Source organism: Methanosarcina acetivorans C2A (assembly GCF_000007345.1).
Lineage (GTDB): Archaea > Halobacteriota > Methanosarcinia > Methanosarcinales > Methanosarcinaceae > Methanosarcina > Methanosarcina acetivorans.
In genome coordinates, this window is the sequence record NC_003552.1 from 3,606,090 (window position 1) to 3,627,377 (window position 21,288).

At 44.1% G+C, this 21,288-nt stretch carries 13 protein-coding genes and 2 pseudogenes; 10 read left to right on the forward strand and 5 right to left on the reverse strand.

Features of this window, described 5'->3' with window-relative positions; genetic code table 11:
- Nucleotides 1-326: 326 nt before the first annotated feature.
- Nucleotides 327-2,984: a PAS domain S-box protein gene (locus MA_RS15160; RefSeq protein WP_011022840.1), complete on the reverse strand. Its 2,658-nt coding sequence runs from the start codon at nt 2,982-2,984 to the stop codon at nt 327-329.
- Nucleotides 2,985-3,429: 445 nt separating this feature from the next.
- Between MA_RS15160 and MA_RS15165 the strand changes: the two genes are divergently transcribed.
- The gene (locus tag MA_RS15165) at nt 3,430-3,615 is read left to right on the forward strand and encodes a hypothetical protein (RefSeq protein ID WP_048066422.1); all 186 of its coding nucleotides are present in this window, start codon (nt 3,430-3,432) and stop codon (nt 3,613-3,615) included.
- A 79-nt stretch (nt 3,616-3,694) separates the two neighbouring features.
- Here the strand turns inward: MA_RS15165 and MA_RS29225 are convergent.
- The 3 genes and pseudogenes from MA_RS29225 to MA_RS15175 form a co-directional block, all read right to left on the reverse strand.
- Nucleotides 3,695-3,832 (reverse strand): annotated as a pseudogene (locus tag MA_RS29225) (rubredoxin); the annotation flags it as partial.
- 197 nt (nt 3,833-4,029) lie between these two features.
- A pseudogene (locus tag MA_RS15170) lies at nt 4,030-5,198 on the reverse strand (Glu/Leu/Phe/Val dehydrogenase).
- Between the two features lie 479 nt (nt 5,199-5,677).
- The gene (locus MA_RS15175; protein WP_011022842.1) at nt 5,678-6,961 is read right to left on the reverse strand and encodes an NAD(P)/FAD-dependent oxidoreductase; all 1,284 of its coding nucleotides are present in this window, start codon (nt 6,959-6,961) and stop codon (nt 5,678-5,680) included.
- A 329-nt stretch (nt 6,962-7,290) separates the two neighbouring features.
- Between MA_RS15175 and MA_RS15180 the strand changes: the two genes are divergently transcribed.
- The 6 genes from MA_RS15180 to MA_RS15205 all read left to right on the forward strand — a co-directional run bounded on the left by MA_RS15180 (nt 7,291) and on the right by MA_RS15205 (nt 18,732).
- Nucleotides 7,291-9,594: a phosphoadenosine phosphosulfate reductase family protein gene (locus tag MA_RS15180; RefSeq protein WP_011022843.1), complete on the forward strand. Its 2,304-nt coding sequence runs from the start codon at nt 7,291-7,293 to the stop codon at nt 9,592-9,594.
- 582 nt (nt 9,595-10,176) lie between these two features.
- Nucleotides 10,177-11,295, forward strand: a complete 1,119-nt coding sequence (locus tag MA_RS15185; RefSeq protein WP_011022844.1) for an AI-2E family transporter — start codon at nt 10,177-10,179, stop codon at nt 11,293-11,295.
- Between the two features lie 244 nt (nt 11,296-11,539).
- The gene (locus MA_RS15190; protein WP_011022845.1) at nt 11,540-13,447 is read left to right on the forward strand and encodes a threonine--tRNA ligase; all 1,908 of its coding nucleotides are present in this window, start codon (nt 11,540-11,542) and stop codon (nt 13,445-13,447) included.
- Nucleotides 13,448-13,826: 379 nt separating this feature from the next.
- Complete coding sequence (locus MA_RS15195; RefSeq protein WP_011022846.1) at nt 13,827-16,028, forward strand: DEAD/DEAH box helicase; 2,202 nt, start codon at nt 13,827-13,829, stop codon at nt 16,026-16,028.
- A 667-nt stretch (nt 16,029-16,695) separates the two neighbouring features.
- Nucleotides 16,696-17,670, forward strand: a complete 975-nt coding sequence (locus tag MA_RS15200) for a phosphotransferase enzyme family protein (RefSeq protein WP_011022848.1) — start codon at nt 16,696-16,698, stop codon at nt 17,668-17,670.
- A gap of 114 nt (nt 17,671-17,784) precedes the next feature.
- A complete protein-coding gene (locus MA_RS15205; protein WP_011022849.1) occupies nt 17,785-18,732 on the forward strand; it encodes a hypothetical protein in 948 nt (315 codons plus the stop codon).
- Nucleotides 18,733-18,832: 100 nt separating this feature from the next.
- Here the strand turns inward: MA_RS15205 and MA_RS15210 are convergent, their stop codons facing one another.
- Complete coding sequence (locus MA_RS15210) at nt 18,833-19,396, reverse strand: RimK/LysX family protein (RefSeq protein WP_226990620.1); 564 nt, start codon at nt 19,394-19,396, stop codon at nt 18,833-18,835.
- Nucleotides 19,397-19,589: 193 nt separating this feature from the next.
- Here MA_RS15210 and MA_RS28830 point away from each other — a divergent pair, with 193 nt between their 5' ends.
- From MA_RS28830 to MA_RS15220, 3 genes are all read left to right on the forward strand, one after another.
- Nucleotides 19,590-19,880 carry a TetR/AcrR family transcriptional regulator gene (locus MA_RS28830; protein ID WP_052279185.1) on the forward strand — a complete coding sequence of 97 codons (291 nt, stop codon included), beginning with the start codon at nt 19,590-19,592 and terminating at the stop codon, nt 19,878-19,880.
- 81 nt (nt 19,881-19,961) lie between these two features.
- On the forward strand, nt 19,962-20,264 hold the full coding sequence (locus MA_RS28835) for a hypothetical protein (protein WP_226990621.1): 303 nt from the start codon (nt 19,962-19,964) through the stop codon (nt 20,262-20,264).
- 39 nt (nt 20,265-20,303) lie between these two features.
- Complete coding sequence (locus MA_RS15220; RefSeq protein ID WP_048065555.1) at nt 20,304-21,224, forward strand: class I SAM-dependent methyltransferase; 921 nt, start codon at nt 20,304-20,306, stop codon at nt 21,222-21,224.
- Nucleotides 21,225-21,288 lie beyond the last annotated feature (64 nt).

Consider the following 21,288-nt stretch of genomic DNA (forward strand, 5'->3'; position numbering starts at 1 on the left):
TTCGCCTATCCTCACATGAATGAATTCATCTTTCAATTTTTTTCGTACTTTTTTGGTATTTGTAGCTGGATTTAATTTATATCCAGTTTCAAATGAGTTTGACATAGAAATAATTGTGTGCTCTGTTTCGACTAATGCGCCGGTACTCCGCACATAACTCCGCCCGGGCAGTCAAGCATCCGCTTTTACGCCTGCAGGACGGGATCTTATTAACCAGAGGGTATTTATTAACCATCTGGCAAAGAAGAAAAAGACTCGAAAAAGAGTGATTCTCGATACTATTTAATTCTGTCCTATTTGTGCCCTTGACGGTTTTAACAGCTTTTTCAGCTCTTCCCCGGAAGGCCCTTATCATCGAACCTGATAATAAATTTTGTTTCTCCCCCTTTCTCAAGCTCAATCGTCCCATCGAGTTGTTCAACAAGGGCATTTACGAGTTGCAGGCCAAGGGTTTCTGGGTTTTTAAAATCGATATTTTCAGGGAAACGTCCCCCGTTATCCGAATAAACCAGTGTAAAGCTGGAATGCACCACTGAGCCTGTGTTCTGGCCTCTGCCGGATGTGCTACAGAGTTCCAGAACTTCAGGTTGTCTGTAAAGAGAGATCCTTATCTCCCCCTCGGCACTTTTGAGGAACGCATATTTAAGGGAGTTTGAGAAAAGTTCGTTAATTATGATCCCGAGGGGAATTGCCGTATCGATTCCAAGGAACACATTGTCAACATCAAGGAAAAAACGGACTTTCTCGTTTCCGACCTTGTAAGAGTAAAGGAGTTCGGAAGTCAGTTTCCTGAGATATGCTGCAAAATCTATATTTGTCGTGTCCTCGGACTTATGAAGCTCCTCATGGATTATGGACATGGAGATGACGCGGTTTTCGCTTTCTCTGAAGGCTTCAATAACATCTTTGTCTTTGAACTTATCAGCCTGAAGGCTGAGCAGGGACGAAACTATCTGAAGGTTATTCTTGATCCGATGGTGAATTTCCCTCATGCCGATAGCTTCGACTTTTGCAAGGGTTTCCTCGGCTTTTTTCTTCTGAGTAATATCATAAGCATAGCCCTGGATAAATTCGTTTTCTCCTGACGCGTCACAGGTGTTGTGAATTAACTCATGAACCCACCTTACAGTTCCGTCTTTCCGCCTCAGCCTGTACTCATTCTCCACAATAGAGTTCGGGGAACAATTCATTTTTCCCCGGTTGATATCGAGAATTTGCCTGTCTTCGGGATCGATGAGCTCACCCAAACTTATTCTGCCGGAGATGAAGTCTTCTTCTGCGTATCCGGTTATTTCCTCAACAGCGCCTTCCAGAAAGAGAGGGACAAAATCTCTGTCCATCTTAAATGAGATTCCTTTAAAGTTCTGTAAGAATGAACGGTAGAGCTCTTCGCTTTCCTTCAGTTTTTCCGAGGAAAGTTTGATTTCAGTAATGTCTTTCATCACCCCGAGGGCTTTGCATACGCAGCCTTCTTCATTCCTCAGATATACCCCTTTGTTTTCCACGAAAAAGTAGCTTCCATCTTTCCGCCGAAACCTGAATTCTTCATTGAACTTTTCTCCTGTGTTCCAGCACTTCTTAAATTCCTGCTGCACTCTTCTGCGCTCTTCGGGGTGAATGTGATCGAGCCAGTCATAGTAAGTAAAATCCTGCATCTCATTGTAGCTGTAACCTGTGAGTTCCGTGACCGCCCCTGCCCATTCACCATGTCCGTCCTGCAGGTCAAATTCGTATATCAGCTGTCCTGTCTGCTCGGTAGCCAGCCTGTACCTCTCTTCGCTTTTTACCAGGTTCTCTTCGGTACGTTTGCGTCCGGTTATATCAAGCATTACTCCTACAAGTCCTCCCACAGTCCCATTAAGGTTCCTGTATACGGCTTTGTTGAAAAGGAACTGCCGGATAATCCCGTCAGAGCACATAACTTTTGACTCATAAATTTGGCTTCCTCCTCTCTGGAGGAGCTGCCGGTCCACTCTCCTGTAGGCGCTTCCAAGCTCCTGGGGAATCGCTTCGGAAAGTTCATCTGTAGAGCACCCGGTCACCTCCTCTTTTGGGATCCCGAGAATCATCCTCGCAAAGAGTTCGTTGCACCCGCGGTAGACCCCTCCTTTGTCCGTATAAAATACAGGAGCAGGAATAGTATCAAGCAGCGTTTCAAGAAAATGTATTTTATCTCGGAGCGTACCTTCTACCCTATCTCTTTCTATGGTTAACGAAATCAGGAATGCAACATCATTCAAAAAATAAGTTTCTTCTTTTGTAAATTTCTCTTTCTTTGTGCTGTGAACTGCCAGCACTCCATAAGGATTTTCGATGCTTCCGATCAGGACACTTATTCCTGTCTTGATTCTGTTATACTCCTTGAGTCCCATTCCTTCAATTGAGTCTTTTCTATTTAAATCTTCTATCAGGAGAGGTTTTTTTGAAAGCACTGTGTACCCGGCAACCGAAGCCGTGTCTCTTTTAATAACTCTGCCTATATCTTCGATCTTCCATCCAATCCCCGTTTCGAACAAAAAGTTTCCATCAGGCAAAAGTTTCAAAATCTTGCAATATTCTACATCAAGCGTAGTAGCAATCAGGGTTAAGGAGTTGTCCATCAGGGTCCGGAGGTCCGGGGTTTTGAGAGCCAGTTCGGCAATCTGGGCAAGGGTTTCGCGGTGCCTGTCTATACAATTCAATTTTTTTTCTGCCTGTTTAGAAAAAGTGACATCCAGTGCGTGGAGAGTTATATATTTCCCGTCAGCAGAAGGGATTAAAGTGGCTGAATATGTTTTTTCACCTACATCAAGTTCCACGAATTCTGGCTTCTTCTTGAGGGTTGCTTTCCGAACAGTTTTTTGGATTTTTACGGGAACTTTTTCTCCGACCTCGCTTTTCCATGTTTCAAGCAACAATTTTCCTGCTTTATTAGCGTAGAGAATTACTCCCTCTTTTTCTATTCTCAGGATCGGGCTGGGGCTGTTTAAAAGTAATTCTTCCATCCAGCTTTCTTCGGCTTCGCATTTTCTCTCAATAACGTTTATGCTATAACCCCCGCCTTTAGGTGCCTGGGCTTAAGTGCCTGCTCTGCTTTTACTTAGCCGTCCCCAATGTTAAGAGTATTCAGTCAGAACTCCGGGTTTCCGAAATTCGTTTTTATAGAATCCTTCCGGTAGTCACATGTATGATAAGGTTATTGACATATTAATATTTTGGAAATTACTCTAAAGAAAATTGAATAAGTTAGGGTGAGGTATGACGCCATTCACAATTTTTTCCCGAACATGAATGTATAAAAAGGCCTGTTATTAAGGATATGCAATACTGGCAGAAATCTACAACAGTTCCCCAGAACGCATATGAAAATGCGATTACTGCCACATGAAAAAAATAAATATAACTTTACTTTTTGTTTAAGAGAATGTCTTTATGGAGGATTTTGGCCTTATGGAGAACTTTAACCAGCTCAAAAGAAAACTTGATGCGATGAGTGTACCGGAGCTTTATGAGTATGTAAGAGTAAAATATCCTGAAAATGAGGAACTTGCACTCGGATCCAAAAAGATAATTATCAGGAAGATCCTGAACTTTGAAAGAAACCTTCTGAATGAACTGGAAACAGCCGGACAGTAAGGTTTATGCGCTTACGTATAAACTTCTTTTGAATGTCCTGCGCCTTTTAAACATCACACTTAAACATCACACTTAAACATCACACTTTTTCAAACATTTCCCTGAAAGCTCCGCATCTAGGGCATCTCCAGGATTTTGGAAGCTCTTCAAATTTGGTATCAGGAGCTATGGACTGTGAAGAATCACCGGGGTCCGGGTTGTAAAGGTATCCGCAGTTGCGGCATCGGTACGTTCAAATCACCTGCCTGTCTCATTACATGTATTTGTTTACATGTATTTGTTTAATACTTATATTCATTAAATTCTGAACTATTCGTTAATTTCTGAACTATTCGTTAATTTCTAAACGATTCGTTAATTTCTAAACGTCTCATTTGTTTCTTTTTTTGCCTCTCCATACCTGTTTTTCGGGTCTCAGATCCAGCCTCTGAGCTGCATGGCTTCAACAACCCTGCCAACAGCAAGCGTATAGGCAGCCTGCCGCATTCCAGCATTGTTCTTTGCCGCAAATTCATACACGGAATGATATGCTTCTTTCATCTTTTTTTCCAGACGGATTTCGATTTCCTCCTCTTCCTATTGTATGTTGGACTCGTTCTGCACCATTTCAAAATAAGAAACAATGACCCCTCCCCCGTTGCAAAGGATATCGGGAATTATGTGGACCCCGTTTGAACGAAGGATTTCTTCTGCTTCCCTTGTCGTGGGGCCGTTAGCCATTTCTGCAAGAATTTTCGGTCTGACTCTGTTCGCGTTCTCTTTATTTATTACATTTTCAAGGGCAGCCGGGATAAGGATATCTACATCGAGTTCCAGCAACTCTTTATTGGTGAGATTTTCCGCTCCCGGATAGTCCAGTACAGAACTCTTGGAATGCTTGTATCCGGAAACATCTTCGGAGTCAAGCCCACTTTCTAAGTAGATAGCCCCTTTGCTGTCACTTACAGCCACAACCCTGCAACCAAAAAGTTTCTCGGAAAGGTATGCCGCATGGTATCCCACGTTCCCGAATCCCTGGACTGCAACCGTTGCGTCTTTAAGCTCCATGCCCTGTTTTTTTGCAGCTTCCCTTATCGCATATAAGCCACTCTTAGCTGTTGCATCAAACCTTCCCGCAGAACCTCCGAGACTTGTAGGTTTGCCTGTAATGGCACCAAAGACGTTTTTTCCTGCGAGTTTCGAGTACTCGTCCATCATCCAGGCCATAATCTGCGGGTTTGTATACATATCCGGAGCAGGTATGTCCCTATCAGGGCCTATGATCTGGTAAATCCTGCGGATGTATGCCCTGCTCAGGCGTTCCAGCTCCCGGTGTGTGAGCTCTTTTGGGGAGCAGACAACTCCTCCTTTTGCCCCTCCAGAGGCAGCTTATGGAGGGCACATTTCCAGGTCATCAGGGCTTCAAGGGCCCGGATAGTCTCCATTGTTTCATCCGGATGAAAACGTATTCCACCTTTGGCAGGTCCCAGGGCTTCGTTGTACTGAACCCTGAATCCTTTGAAAACCTTTATGGAACCGTCATCCATACGGATGGGCAGGGAGACATAGAGCTCTCTCATAGGCATTTTCAGGAAAGATTCCATATCAGAAGTGAGCCTGAGGCCTGCAGAACACGTGCAAAGGTGCTGTTTTACGTCATCAAGAAGTTTGGAACCGGAACTCACAGTTACCCCCTTCAATATAAGGGGTTCCCGGAATTTATAGTCCTTATCCCTAATTTGATAGATTCTGCTAATTAATACAGTATTTTCTTACACAAAACACATTGCATTGACACACTACATTTCAGTAAATTAAAAAATGTCCAAAAATCATAAGATGAAAGACAAAACTTTGAATTGTATTAAGAAAACAGAAACATTAAGCCCATTTCAACATTATAAAATGTGTGCTTCTGTCAAATTTGGGCCTTATAGTAAAAAAATCAAAATCTTAAGCCGGGACTTTGGGCCAGGATTTCAGATCAAGATTTTGAAGTAAGACTTTAAATAGAATTTTAAGCCAGGATTTTAAAAATAGGAATAGGCCCGGATATTGAAATTACACGCGGATACCACTTCCTTTAAAAAAGCGTCTTTAAAAATGTCCCGAAGGCTTTCACGAGCCTGAGGGAGTTTCCTGAAAACATCAGCTTCCTCACAAGAACGGAGGGGTGGTCCATGTCCCCATACTCCGTGATCGTATTCAGAATGGAGGGGGTATTTAACGAGCCTATGAGTTCGTTCAACTGGTTGTCTTCCAGCTTTCCCATGTAATCATGGATTTTCATGCCTATTTCGAGCTCTTTTTCAAGGCCCTTCCGCCAGAGCCGGTCGTATTCTGAGAGCCTTCGGGCAGAGTTGTCTCCCTCAAGGGCTGCTTCAGCTGCAATTTTTCCGGCAATTTTTGCTGCAAAAGCTCCTGTATATACCCCGCCTGCGGACGTGGGTTTAGCTTGCCCTGCGGCATCTCCTGCAAGCAGTATTCCGTCAGAAAAGGTTCTTCCCTGGGGACCAACGGGAATCCCTCCAACCACGAAATCAAGCATACCGTCCGAATACCTTGCTTTTATGTGCGGGTTTGAACAGAGGAGTTTTTCAAGATAGAAAAGCGGAGAGCTTCCTCCAGGCCCGCTTTTGCCGGCAAGTCCCGAATCAAGTGCAAGCCCGATTCGAGAGACTTTTTCGTTAAGAGGGACGGTCCAGGCAAAGAAACCGGGGGCTGAAGAGCCGGGAAACAGTTCTACAAAATCGCTGTCATCCGAGGTATATGGGGCTTCTATCTGAATTCCGGGGAGTATGCGCGCAGGCTTTCCAAGGCCTGCATGACTGGCTATCCGGCTTTTTACCCCGTCTGCCCCGATAACTACGGACGTGGATATGGTTTCGGGCTTTCCGTTCCTGAGTACTTTGAGCTTTACAGGGGAATTCTTTTTGTTTCCGTTTTCTTTTCCATTTCCATTTCTTTTTGTCCCGGTTTCGGCATCAAAATTCTCTTTCTCGAGCCCTACGGCCCTTGTTTTCAGGGATAGCTCAACGCCTTCTTCCACAGCCATTACTGCAAGGGTACGGTCAAAGTTTTTCCGGGAAATAACGTACGCCTTTGTCTTCTTTCCATCAATAGGCAGGCACTGCCCGTCAGGTGCATGCACAAAAGCCCCGCGCACGGAGTTGAACACGAATTCGTCCGAGGGCCTGAGTTCGCACTCTTCCACGGCTCTTGTGCTCAGAAGCCCTGTACAACCTACAGGAGACCCTATTGAGGAGTGCTCTTCGAGCAGGAGGACCTTTGCCCCATTCATTGCTGCATAGCGGGCGGCTGTTGAGCCCACAGGTCCGGCTCCTACCACAACAACATCATACTTCATGCCTTATCACGTTCGAATAACAGGTTTACCTTTGCGAGAGGTTTTAATTTTCTCATGATGTTTAACTTTTCGAAAGGAAGCTTAAACTCAGTCTCAGAAAGTTTAATATATTTATGATTCATATACATAATTTAAATAACAATTAAAATATAAGTTATTAGTCATATTACAGCATTTAGTCATATTCATAGTTCTGGTCATGTTAATAAGATTTAAGTTCTATTGAAATGGACTTTTGAAAGTATTATATGTTTTTCCTTATCGGATCTTTCCTTTCCTTCAAAATATTGATATATCGATAAACGCATCCTTGCTGAAAACTAAACGATATGATACTTAACCATTTCTTCGAATCACCGGTCAGGGCTTCCATGCAGCAGAAAAAAGAAAAATACCAGACTTCCAATTCACAAAAACAAAAAAGAAACGGTTCGAACAGAAAGGGGCAGCAGCCCAGGGAAAAAAGGGCAGAACACAAAGTACGGGATTTCAAAGAAAAAGTATCTCCCGGAAGGAATGCCTCTCACAAAAGGAGCTCAGGCCCTGAAAAACGTTCTGATATGGCTTTTTCAAAGAAAAAACCTTATACACGTTTCGAGTATGAAGATGACTATATTTACTGGTGCAGGAAGTGCAACCTGCCTCTCACAGGGGAAGAGTGCGGGGGTTGTGGTGGGAAAGGCGAAATACTTCATCTTACCCAGCCGGCAGATGTCAGGCTCTGTTCTCCCTACGAACGGGAAGTCCTGACAGAGCAGCTACTTTCAGCCTTCGGCTGCGACCCTCTGGGAGACCGACTTGTGCTCCTTAACAAAATCCCCGGAGAAGACAAAACCGACGAGGTTCTTGTAGACGGCTTCATTTTCGGCGTGCTCCGTTTTGAACTTTCGGAAATGGACTACAGCTTTGAACCTTCCCTTCAGGGGGCAAAGATCCTCCTCAAGTCGGCTGAAGGCAGAAAAGTCAAGCTCAAGAAGACAAACCGGCACCTTAACGGAAAAAACGTGGAAGCAGGGCTTATAGAATCTTTTGCCGGAAACATTAAAGCAGGGGATTTTGTCCTCGTGACTGCGGGCAACCTGAGCGGGTACGGAGTTTCTTACATTGATGGCACGGATTTTGCAGCCCGGAACCCGGAAAAGCCCGGAACCTCATCAGGGACCGGAGTACAACCTGAAGTTCGAGTGAAGGCCGAGCCCGCACCCTCACCCGAAACCGGCACAAAAATCCTCAGGGTCAGAAAGGTTGACAACAGTGAAGTATTCCTGCACCCCAAAACCCCGGATTTGAGGGTATGCATAGAAGCTAACAAAAAACATCTGCAGGCCCTGGGAAAAAATGCCATCAATACCATCCGGGGGATTGTTTCCAGAAATGAGTACCGGGAGTTACCTGTATATGTATCTTTCAGCGGGGGAAAAGATAGCCTTGTTGTGCTCGACCTTACAAGAGCTGCCCTCAAGCAGAGGGAGTTTAAGGCTTTTTTCCTGAACACGGGGATCGAATTTCCGGAGACTGTGAAGTTTGCCCGGGACTTATGCCGCGAAATGAAAGTCCCGCTTGAAGAAATGAGTTCAGGCTCAGCTTTCTGGGAGCAGGTAGAAAAGTTCGGGCCTCCTGCAAAGGATTTCCGCTGGTGCTGCAAGGTCTGCAAGCTGGCTTCGGCAGGAGACCTGGAAACAGGAAAAGGCGCATGTGCCCTGCCAGGAGAGGAGGGCAGGCAGAAAAATGGGAACACAATTGCCTACCTGACAATAGATGGCAAGCGAAAGCATGAATCATTTTCCAGGGCAAGGATTGCGGCAAGTGAGACAAACCCCTTTGTCCCGGCGCAGCTCAATATCTTTCCTATCCGGGACTGGCGGGCGTTGGAGGTCTGGCTCTATATCCACTGGCGGGGACTATCCTACAACCCGCTCTACGACCAGGGCTTTGAGAGAGTGGGGTGCTGGCTCTGCCCTTCTGCCCTTGCTGCCGAATATTCGCGGGTAAAAGTGCTGCACCCTGAGATGCATGCCCGGTGGAATACTTTCCTGCTCGAGTGGGCAAAAAAGCGCAGGCTTTCGGAAAAGTTTGTGGAACACGGGTTCTGGCGCTGGAAAGAACTGCCTCCGAAAATGTTGAAGCTGGCAGAGGAACTTGGAATCTCGGTTCTTGCGGAAGAAAAGGCCGAAACCTTTGAAATTGAGGTTGTGGGAGGAATTTCCCCCTGCAAAGCAGGAGGCTTTTCTGTTGAGGCAGGAGTTAAGGGCATCAGGGAAAAAGAAGCTGCGGATTTCATTAACATGCTTGGAAAGACTGTTTATGCGGAAGAGCTGGGCATGCTACTTGTCAGAACCAAAAACGGGACCGTGAAGTTTTTCTCAAACGGAAATCTACTCGTAAGTTCGGAAACAAAGGAAAAAGCAGTCAACCTCTTTAAAGAGACTGCAAAACAGTTCGTAAGGCTTTCCCGCTGCACAGGCTGCGGAATCTGTGAAAAAGCCTGTCCGGTCGATGCGATCACAATTAAGGAAGGAAAGCCTCATGTAAGTGAGGCCTGTATTAGGTGTGGAAAATGCACGGATTCCTGTGTGGTAACCAGGTATTTTGAAAAAATTGTTCCAGGGCTGGATGAAAAACTAAAGGTTTGAACGGAACTGACCACTCCGGCGCGCTTGAACCCCCCGGTTTTAAGCTATCAATAAGCAATTTTCAACCCTGCGGAAAAACTCGGTATCATAAACCTACGGATTACTGTAGAGTAAACACCGGATGTGGCTATTAAAAAATAGAGAGGTTTAAAATTGAACCAGAATTTCTAAATTTATGAATCTCATCAGAATTCTATGAAATTTTTAAATAGTTCCTAATTATATTTTCATATTATAGTTGAAATCTTACCATGCCTTTTCAGGTCAAACATCTGGGAACTTCACGACAATACCTGATTATCCTGTAATTCACCTGATCGGGCTCTCAATAAACTAACTAAACTTTACAATAATGAATTACCTGGTTTACAATAATGAATTACCTGGGCTTCCAAGCAACTGATTGAATTACTAACTCGACTAACTTGAATTACTAACTCGACTAACTTGAATTACTAACTTGACTAACTTGAATTACTAACTTGAATTACTAACTTGACTAACTTGAATTACTAAATTAAGTCATTAAATTGAATTCCTAGCTGAATTACTATCATATATTTATCATAACGGAACTGAAAAATGCGATTTAATTACCCACCTGACGGAGTAAGCCAGCTTATTGCCAGCCGCTGGAAAATCGGCGTAGCTCTTGCATTAGCTGTGCTTCTATTCTTTGCTTTCCTTGTCCTGCTGCCCCTGGCAGACGGAATCGTGCTCGGAATAGTCTTTGCTTATATTGCCAGGCCTATCCAAGTGAAATTTGGAAAATACAGGAAAATTGGAGCTCTGATAGCCAGCCTTTTTATTTTTATCCCCATAGTATTCATTGTAGGAGCCGGAGTTGTTGAGATCCTGAACCAGATCTCCTGGATTTTTGAAAACCAGACTTCAGTAATGAGCGGGATTTTAGATTTTATACATGGACTGGAAATTCCTTCTACTTACGTTGAAAGAATAAATAATGCTATATGGAACCTTTTTACCTCCCTGCTCCCTGCAGTAGGGAGTGTAGGCTTGATCTCATATGCCCAGAGCATAGGCCTTTTTGTTATTAATTTCATAGTTTCGATTTTCTTCTGTTATTTCCTGCTTGCCGATGGGGACAGGCTTTACTGTGCTTTTATTGGCATGATACCTTCAGATTATCAGAACATTGTGAACCGTTATGCTTCTCATCTGGACCTTATCCTGAAGGGAGTTTTCATAGGCAACGCCTACTCTGCCCTCATAGTGAGCGTGACTTCGGTTTTCGTTTTTCGTGCTTTCGGATTTTCCCATGTCCTGGCTCTTGCGACCCTAGTCTTCATAGCATCGGTAATCCCTCTTTTTGCCGGGTATATGGTACTCGTTCCCATGGCCTTGTTCCGTTATTTCGAACAGGGATTTCAAAGTGCAGCACTTTTTTTTGTGGTCTCGTCCCTTGTAATTTACGGACCTCCCGAACTGATCCTCAGGCCTTTCCTGACCAGCCTGAAGTCAAAGATCCACCCGATGCTCCTCATGCTCGCCTTCCTGGGAGGGGCTTTTGTGGGAGGAATTGCAGGTTTTTTTGCAGCCCCCATTCTGCTGGGAGCCCTCGTTGCAGCTTATAGGGTTTATCAGGAGCAGATCCATCCCGAACTGGTAGCTCAGGCTGACGTCTACCTCAAAGATCCGGCAAAAGCCTGCAGGACTGATGAGAAAAATAGCTTTCAATGAGGCGAAAGGGATTGCTTTATATCATTGCAGGATGTTAGGACTGTCATATATTCTTCCTTACATCCTATAATCAAGATCTACTGACGGGTACAGGCCTCAAACGATCCTTCAATCAGGTCAAGTATTAAGTCGCAATACCAGGTCGCAGTCTTAATACCAGACCGTAATACTGTTTGATCCCTGTTTGATTAAGAACCGAAGTGAATTCGGAACCCATACTGGCTTAGAAAACACAGGTGATAGAATGCAGTTATTGCTCATTCACTCTGATTATATTGAATACGAAACCAAAAAACAAACTCCAGTTGCTGAAAAAATAGAAGAGTCCTTAAAGTCAGGCAGGCTAGAAGAAGCCCTCACCGCTTTTACGGCTGTGGAAAGCGTGGACGAAGCCAACCCGGAAGAAGCCATAGAAAAAGCTGTTTCTGAAATCGAAAAGGTTGCAGCCCAGGTCAAAACAAACCGCATAATGCTTTATCCCTACGCTCACCTGAGTTCTGACCTCTCCTCTCCGAAAGTTGCAGTACAGGTCTTAAAAGGCATTGAAGCAGCTCTTTCTGGCAAATACGAGGTCAAAAGAGCTCCGTTTGGCTGGTACAAAGCTTTTACCGTGAGCTGCAAGGGCCATCCCCTTTCCGAACTTTCCCGGAGCATCCACCCCGAGGGTACGGCAAAAGCGGCAGTCAAACCTGAGGCAGCCGGAGAAAAAGAAGAAGTCGTTTCCGAAGCCCTGAAGGCCGAAGGTACTGCCAGGTCTTACTGGCGCATCCTTACCCCGGACGGGGAACTCCACGAAGTTGAGACCTTTGACCTCACCCCCTACCCCAAACTTCAGCAGTTTGTAAATTATGAAATCTCCAAGAGCAGGGCGGTTGAACGAGCCCCTCCCCATGTTGAGCTCATGCGGAGACTTGAACTTGCAGACTACGAGCCAGGGTCCGACTCGGGGAACATGCGCTATTACCCCAAGGGAAGGCTTGTTAAGTCTCTTCTTGAAAACTACGTGCTTGATGTCGCAACCGAGTTCGGGGCAATGGAAGTCGAAACTCCCCTGATGTACGACATGAACCACCCGACCCTCAAGAAATACCTTGATAGGTTCCCTGCAAGGCAGTATTCTATCGAATCGGACAAACGGCAGATGTTCCTTCGCTTTGCAGCCTGTTTCGGGCAGTTCCTTATGAACCATGACATGACGATCTCCTACAAGAATCTGCCTCTCAGGATGATCGAAATGACCCGTTACAGTTTCAGAAAAGAACAGCGAGGGGAACTTGTAGGCTTGAGGAGACTCAGGGCTTTTACCATGCCGGATATGCACACCCTTTGCGAGGACATGAACCAGGCTGTAAGCCAGTTCAAGGAACAGTACGACCTCTGCATCGATGTGCTTGAAAACGTGGGAATTCATATTGACGATTATGAGGTTGCCATCCGTTTCACCAGGGACTTTTACGAGTCGAATAAAGAGCTTGTAGTCAACATGGCAAAAACCGTAAACAAGCCCGTGCTTGTGGAGATGTGGGACACTCGCTTTTTCTACTTCGTACTCAAATTCGAGTTTAACTTCGTAGATGCCCTTGCCAAGGCAAGCGCCCTTTCCACGGTCCAGATCGATGTGGAAAATGCCGAAAGGTACGATATCTCCTATGTGAACGCTGATGGCAAACTGGAAAGGCCGATCGTTCTCCACTGCTCGCCGAGCGGGGCAATCGAACGTTGTATCTATGCCCTTCTTGAAAAAGCTGCAATGGAAACCGAAGAAGGAAAAGTCCCTATGCTGCCTGTCTGGCTTTCACCTACCCAGGTCCGGATTGTGCCGATTTCCGAAAAACACCTTGCTTTTGCCGAAGAGGTTTCAAAGAAACTGGATTGCAGGGTCGATATCGACGACCGCGACCTGTCCATAGGAAAGAAGGTAAGGGAAGCGGGCAGGGAATGGGTGCCGTATGTCGTGGTTATCGGAGATAAGGAAATGGAGGAAGGTACGATTAATGTAACCGTCCGGGCTGAGTCCGAACAGAATAAGCCTTCAAAAGTACAGATAACTCCTGAAGAACTCAATGCGCGCATCAGAGGCGAAATAGCTGGCAAACCTTACAGAAAACTGCCCCTTGCAAAGTATCTTTCCGCAAGGCCAAAATTCTTCTAAGTTATTATACCGATTATCGGAGAGGGCCAGAGGAGATATAAACTTCTTATTTGCCCTTTCCCTTTGACTTTTTGGCATAACATATATATTGACGTAATTCTTATTATGAAAAGGGATTCCTTTTAAATAAAAGCAGTTCCAGGTTTATTCTTTTCCGCTACTGAGTTGAGAGATGCCGCTTGAAGTTTCCTGGACTGAAATTTTTTACAGGTTGTTTGTAAGTTACGGGGAGTTACTTCTTATAATGCTTACAGTTGCATGCAGTAGCCTGTTGCATGGACTATGCCGCTTTCCCAAAAACCTCTTTGAAAGGTACTTTCTGGTTTTTGAGATGGCATTAAAGAATTTATATAGTTAAAAGTTTAAGGACCGCGTACTGATGACAATTTCAAATGAAGCCGTAGCCGATATGGAAACCGTCGAGCTCGAGCCCTTGAGGGAAGATAAGAAGAAAATCTTTGAAGATATACTGAAGTATTTTGAAACCCATCAGAGAGGCTACATCAAGGTTCCTACGGGCTGGGGCAAGACTTTTCTTTCGAAGCATATAATGAAAAAATATTATGATGACGGAAAACTCGTGCTTTTCCTGGTCTCTAAAAATAACCCTCTTCTTAGTCAGACATATTATGACAGGAAGAAAAACCAGCCTCTTTTTCCCAATAGCGCTCTTCTCTCTTCTGAACATAAAGAAGATAGAAAAGAGCTTGCTAAAACGTTGAAAGCCCTTGGAAAGGGAAAAGGAAAAGGTTTTGTGCTTTTTGCTTCCTTGCAGACAGTGCTTGGAAAGCAGGGAGCTGAAATCAAAAACCTGATTCTTGAACATACCGACCTTGCAATCGTGGACGAGATCCATAATTTCATCAACAACAGGGGAAACGATTTCCTCAATGAGTTAGGAGAGCGGACAAAAATCCTGGGCATGACTGCAACTCCGTTCCAGGGCGTGGTCGGAAATGTCAAATTCGTGGACGAGATCGCCGGGGATATGCGCGAGGTTTACGCAAAGACATTGCCTGAGTGTATCCTGGACGAAGAACTCGCCCCCCTTAAGTATACGATTGCCGAAAGTTCGGAAGATATCTTTGAGATCTTTGACTTTGAAAAAGGGCTGGACGAACTTGATAAGCAGGACCTTTTCCTTGACTGCAGCACCGCAGATAAGTTAAAAAAAGTAGTCCGCAGAACCCAGCTCGCAAAAGATGTCTACGATTCGATGGTAAAGCGGAAGAATGCAAAGACCCTCGTCTTCTGCGCCCCTGTCCGGAAGCGTGTCTACGGAGCCGGAGCCGATAGAGAGGAAATTAACGCTTTCCATGCCAAACTTACAGCCTCGGTTTTCAACGGGGAAATCTCTGCTTCGAAGCTGGGAAAAGACTCTGACCCTGTTTTACCCCTCGATTTTGACAATTACACTCCAGATGGGAAGTTCAGAGATGCTGCTTTCATAACCTCCGAACTGCCCAAGGACGAACAGAGTGCTCTGCTTGCAGCATTCAGGGACACAAAAAAGCCGCCCTATGTTCTGTGCACGGTCGGGATGCTGATCGAAGGCTTCGACTTTCCGGGCCTTGAGACCCTCATCCTGCTGCGCCCGACCCTAAGCATGCGGCTCTTTGAACAGCAGGTGGGAAGGGTTACAAGGCTTTCTCCGGTTTCCGGGAAGGGGAAGGGACACATCTTTGAGATCTCGGACAGCATCGATTCCCTCTATCAGCGTTTCGGAGAAGGGGTTTTCAACGGGGAAAAGGTTGATCAGGTGCAGATGCTCCAGCCTGAAATCCGCCTCGAAGAACTTTTCTCCGAGGGAGACGCAGCCCTGGCAATTGAGGAAGGAAAAATCGAAATCAGCAAGGTAGACCTCAGCAATTTAAAGAAAGGAAGGGGGAAAGGAAGGGGAAGAAAGAATGCACAGGCAGTAGAAGTTCCTGTCCGACTCCCCCCAACCGCCCTCAGGGCAAAATATTTCTCGCGTCTTCTTGCCATCACTGAGGAAAAGGACGTCGGCGCCTTTGAACGGGAAAAACGGGAGCTTATGAGGGGAGCCCTGAGATTCAGGGTCCGGGAACTGAGAGATGCCGAAGAGCTCTCCACACTCTGTGACCAGGTAAATAAACTCAAGAGGGAAGCTTACGAAGACCGCAGGCTAGGAGATGTTTCAAGGCAGCACAAGCCCAAGGTCTTCGGAGAGGTCGAATGGCTCCTTAAACTTCAGGCCCTAAATTCCCTAAAGTATGCCGGAGATCGAATCTCTATGCCCGAGAAAAACAAAATTTTAAAAACTCTGGGATTTGAACCTGATATGAGGAAGATAGATAGCCACAGGCTTAAATGCTTGAAAATAGGTTCTGCCCAGAAGACCATCCCCGACCTCGTTAAGGTTCTCGGCTTTGTAAGCCGCCTCTCATCTTCCGAAACCTACCAGTTCCTTGACAAAAAGAAAAAAGATCAATGGAAAAGAGAGTTTCTCCCTGCGGTCTACTGGGGCTTCTGCTTTATTGACGCTTCCCCGGAACTGAAGGAGCTTTTCGAATCCACGGAATGGGACAGGCGGGTCAAAAATATAATCCGACAAAAATAATATGATGACTCTTGATCAATCGGTTTATATTATTTGACCCCGGAAACCGTTTTTTAATCTACAGGTAATAGGTGCCTCCGCCAGCTTGTCTGGCGCCCCTTCCCAAAAAGAAGAAAATACAGATTTGAATAAAAAACAAGACCGAAATTTAAGTTCATTTGACCTGTTTGCTTATCTTTTTCACTCAAAAGCGTTTCAGAAGCTTTTACTTGCTGGCATGTTGTTTCTATTTTTCTTTACTTTCTCTTTTTTATTCATTTTTGTCTTTTCTATTTTTCTTTACTTTCTCTTTTTTACTCATTTTTGTCTTTTCTATTTTTCTTTACTTTCTCTTTTTTATTCATTTTTGTCTTCTTGGGAAAGGCCGCTCTCCTGCGTCGAGCGGGAAAGAGCGACACAATACAGCGAATAAGGTTGTAACGGTCAAGATAATTCTTCCTTTCCAAAATCTTACCGGTCAGAAAGTAAATACTAAAAAGTACTTTCGTCTTCCTAAAGTTTATTTTTTATTCTGTAATAGGAGCCTCCGCCAACCCGTCTGACGGCCCTGCCCAGAAAGCGGAAGAGATTAAGACAGCAGCAAAATGATTGGTGAATTTCGAAATCTGTATATAATTAACCAGATAGAGTTAAACAGAAGAAATTATGAAAAAAATAGGTTGAAGTTATGTTAAAATTAAAATATTTATTTTTTAATAAGAATCTGGCAGTGGACGGAATTAGAAGATGGAAAACTGAGATGAACAATGTAGAGGAATTACTCCCATATTTTAGGATTTCATCGAATGCAATCTATCCCTTTCTGAATAATGATAAGATTTGCTTCCTGCGTTTGGCACCTGTTGAAGAAAAAATAAAAGATAATGAATATGGAGAAATAGAGTTTATTCAATATTTGAGAGAACATAATTTCTCTGCATTAACACCATTGCCTTCACTGAACGGTCAACTGATTGAAATTATCAAAACTGAGTGGGGGACGTATTTTGCAAGCGTATTTGAAAGAGTAGAAGGAGTTCCGATAGAAGATACAGACTTAAATGACAATATCATTTTTGTATATGGCAAGACACTGGGAACTTTGCACAGGCTGGCTTCAGATTTCAGACCATCCGTAAAAAAGTGGACTTATGAAGATGTGCTGGAATGGATAGAAAAAGAACTTGGTTTATATGGTGCACAGACTGCCGCGATGAATGAATACATAGAAGTGAAAAACCTTCTTGAAACACTTCCGAAAAACAAGAAAAATTTTGGATTAGTACATTACGATTTTGAACCGGATAATATTTTTTATGATGTAGAAACTGAGACATGTAACGTTATTGATTTTGAAGATGGGATATATCACTGGTTTGCTCTGGATATAGAGCAGGTATTCGATTCATTAGCAGAATTCATGGATGAGGAAAGAGTTGCTGTAGCCAGAAAAATGTTTTTGAATGGTTATTGTACAGAGTTTGAGATCTCAAGTGATATGTTAGCACTTTTACCTGTGTTCAGAAGATTTATTGATTTGTATAGCTATACAAGAATCATGCATTCCACAAGCGAGATACTGGATAACGAGCCGGATTGGTTGAATAAAATCAAAGAAAAGCTAAATTGGAAGAAGAATAGTATTTTAGCAAAATGGAGCTGATTATTTCTACCTCATTAATTATTTGATATTTTGAGGACAAAATATAATAATGACATTAAAGAGAGGAAGCTAAAAGTCTTCTCGGAATAAGGAAAAAAAGAGAGGACTATATAAATGTGGAAATTTGTACCATGTAGAATGACGTCTTTTCTTAATATTTCATGTGAAACGGGAAGTGAAAAAGCACATGAATACTTAATTCCCTGTTACATAATTGGAATAACTGCGATTGTCTGCGCAGCAACTCTGGTTTTAATCGTTTTTCTCGGACCCGTTGGCCAGGGAATAATTCAATATAGAACCTCTCAATCCGGCATATGGCAGACCTCCGAGCAGGACCTTGCAAATCTGGCACTGATTGCGCCGATACTGCTAATTGGCGGAATTTTATGTCTGGCCGGAAAGACCGGCTCGAAATACCTCTTGATACTTACACCGATAACATTAATGTATACAGGGCTTTCCGTGGAGATTGGGCAGGAATGGAGCAATTCGGCCTACAGCGGCAATGTTGAGAGTTACTGGTGGCTTTTTGGAATACTTGTTATAGGCGGACTTATCCTGCTTTTGGGTAGCCTATCCATGTTTACCGAAACAGATGCCCCTGACTTCAAACCAGGAGGTCTGCGAATCTACGTGGGCCTAATGACCGTATTCTTCCTGCTCTTTGCAGTGATGTGGATATCTCAAATCCAACAGGTTACATCTACTGGAGACCTTCCCGATGGCTCATACAAAGAGGCTCCAACTGTCTTCTGGGTCATCAGGTATCTTGACCTCGGAATAAGTATTCCCTTAGGTTTCCTTGCGCTATTCCTGATGCTTTCAAAACCAAAAAAGGCATATTCGCTACTGCTCCTGTTCTTCGGGTTCTTCATTACCACCGGAACTGCTGTAGATATGATGGCCATAGTTCAGGTCCTGAACGGGGATACGGAGACAGCAAAAGAAGGACTCGTTATATTTCCCATACTCACAGCTTTTTCCTATGGAGGTCTCCTCTATCTTATTAAAGATAAAATTCGTCGAAGTGTAGTCAGAAGCTCAGATAACCAGAACTGACTATATCGGACTAACCTCTATTGCGGTACGGAATCGAGAAAAAAGATTCAATCGTTTAAGCCCTGTAATTTGATATCCACTTAATCTTTTTCTGTTATTTTTACTGGTCTTTAATATATTCAAAGGTCCAGATCGGAGTCCCTTTTACTTCTCCCTTTTCAAGGTGTTCCAGCTCATGAGCTGCGCTATATGCCGGAGTGCCTTTCAGTAATATCTTTTTTTTGTTCAGTTCCCTGATTCGGATCTCCTTCAGGCCAGGATTTACCTCTGCAAGTAGCATCCTTTTTGCCCGGAGGGTTATGCGGTAAGGGCGTTCGACCAGTTCTCTTTCTTTTCTTTCCCCGCATTTCTCCAGCCTGAAGATTACTCCTTCCCCTTTTATGATTTCGGGATTGATAAAAAGATATATCTTTTCCAGTGTATAGCCGGCTCTGTTTTCCTCATCATAATAGGTGATTACGTCCTTTACTGCAATGCTTTTTGCCTCTTCGGTGGCGTAACTCCACGAGCCTCCCGCTTTCAGTGAAAGTAGAAAAGGAAGAAACAGATCTCCCTGGATTCCAAAGCTGGAAATCAGATTTTTTTCAAGGGCTGAAAATCTGAAGATTGCCCGAATTTCTTCAGCATCCATATTTGCATCTTCTCCATTATCCATATTCACCATCACTCCTAAGAGGGTGAATCTCGAAGCCTATTTAATGTTTCTTTCTTGCTGAAAAATGTCGAAATTTTCTATTGAAGCTCTGCATTTTGACAGAATACAAATGTTTATATCCAATTCTAACTAAAAGTTATAATTGTAACTATTAGTTAGTAAAATAACTCCTAGTTAGTTTTTCTCGGTGATAGAAGTGTCTATGAAAGAAATAAGGGAGCAGGAAAAAGAGCAGAGACGCAATTATATTCTTGACGCGGCGGAAAAATTGTTTTTCTCCAGGGGTTATGATGGCGTTTCAATGGACGATATCGCAAACGAGGTAGAATTCAACAAAGCGACACTTTATCTTTATTTTAAGAATAAAGAGTCGCTTTTTTTCACTGTTGTCCTGCGCGGAAAAAGAATCCTGAATTCCATGGTTGAAGAAGGTATTAAAAATTGCAAAACAAGCATCGAGGTCCTGGACACGATTGGAAAAGAGTACTTTTAGTTCATAGGTGAGTACCCCGATTATAGTCGGATGTACTCATATTTCCATTCGGGAAGGTTCAACCTGGAAGATAGCGAAGATATGGATGAGGTTGCAAAGGAGATTCTCAAGCTGGACCATGATATAATCGCAATAACGCGCAACGCGATAAAGTCGGGAATCGATGAAGGCTTGATCCGGAGCGATGTCGACCCTGTCGAAATGACCGTTTTCTTGAACCTGATTGCCAAAGGTCTTACAGAAATGAGTCCCAGATTTAAGAAAGTACTGGAGAAACGGGGAATTACTCAACATCAGTTTTTCGCAGACGCCGCTGATTTCATGCACCACATGCTCATGAACCCGGACAGGTGGATAAAAACTAAAAGTGATGTGTCTGATTGAACTTATTTTTAATGGAAATTTTCACAGGACGGACCATAAATGCAAGAACCAACAAACTTCACAGCTTCAGGTGAAGTAACCATGAAAAGAAAAGGACCCAGCAATATGGCTGAGAGAATCGCGCTTATCAGAGCAGGTGAATCGAGAAAGCCTGAAGATGAACGCATCTGTTACGATCCCTATGCCATCCGCTTCATCAGCCCGGAAATACTGGAATTTGCGGCCCGTAATCCGGAAAAGTACAAAGCAGAAATTGAACGGCTGGAGCAGCTCTTTCCCGGATTGGCGAACTCGGCAGTTGCCAGGGTCAGGTATTTCGACGACGTTGTAAAAGCGTCTGCTGATGATGGTCTCGAGCAGCTGGTAATCCTGGGTGCAGGTTATGACACCCGTGCCTATCGGATTGAGGGGCTGAAAAACATCAAAGTTTTCGAAGTGGACCACCCTGACACCCAGCGTGTGAAAATAGAGAAGGTCAGGGAGGTCTTCGGTTCTCTCCCAGGTCACGTCACATACGTTCCTCTCGATCTGGAGTTTGATAAACTCGGCCAGCAGCTAACAGAGTGCGGATATGACAGATCCCGAAAGACCCTTTTTGTCATGGAAGGGCTGGTAATGTACCTCCGGCCCGAGACAATGGATGAGATATTGTCTTTTATCGCGCATAATTCTGGTAAAGGAAGTGCCGTTATTTTCGACTACGGAGTTTTCAGATCTTCAGATGCCGGAGAGACTGCACCGGAAGCGGGCAAAAACATCCGAAATTTCACTAAAAAACGGGGGGAACCCCTTAAATTCCTAATCAGAGACGGAGAAGTCGAAACATTCCTTTCCGAAAGGGGATTTTCCAGAATCCAGAACATGACCAGCAAGGACTATAAAAAGGCATATTTTTGCGGAAAAAACGAGGGCCGGGTAGTTAGCAGCTTGATCTCGTTTGCCTATGCGCTGGTCAGGTAAATCAAAAACAACCGAATCAAAAACAACCTTAAATCTTTCTGAAATTTATGTGAGAAGAGGTGAG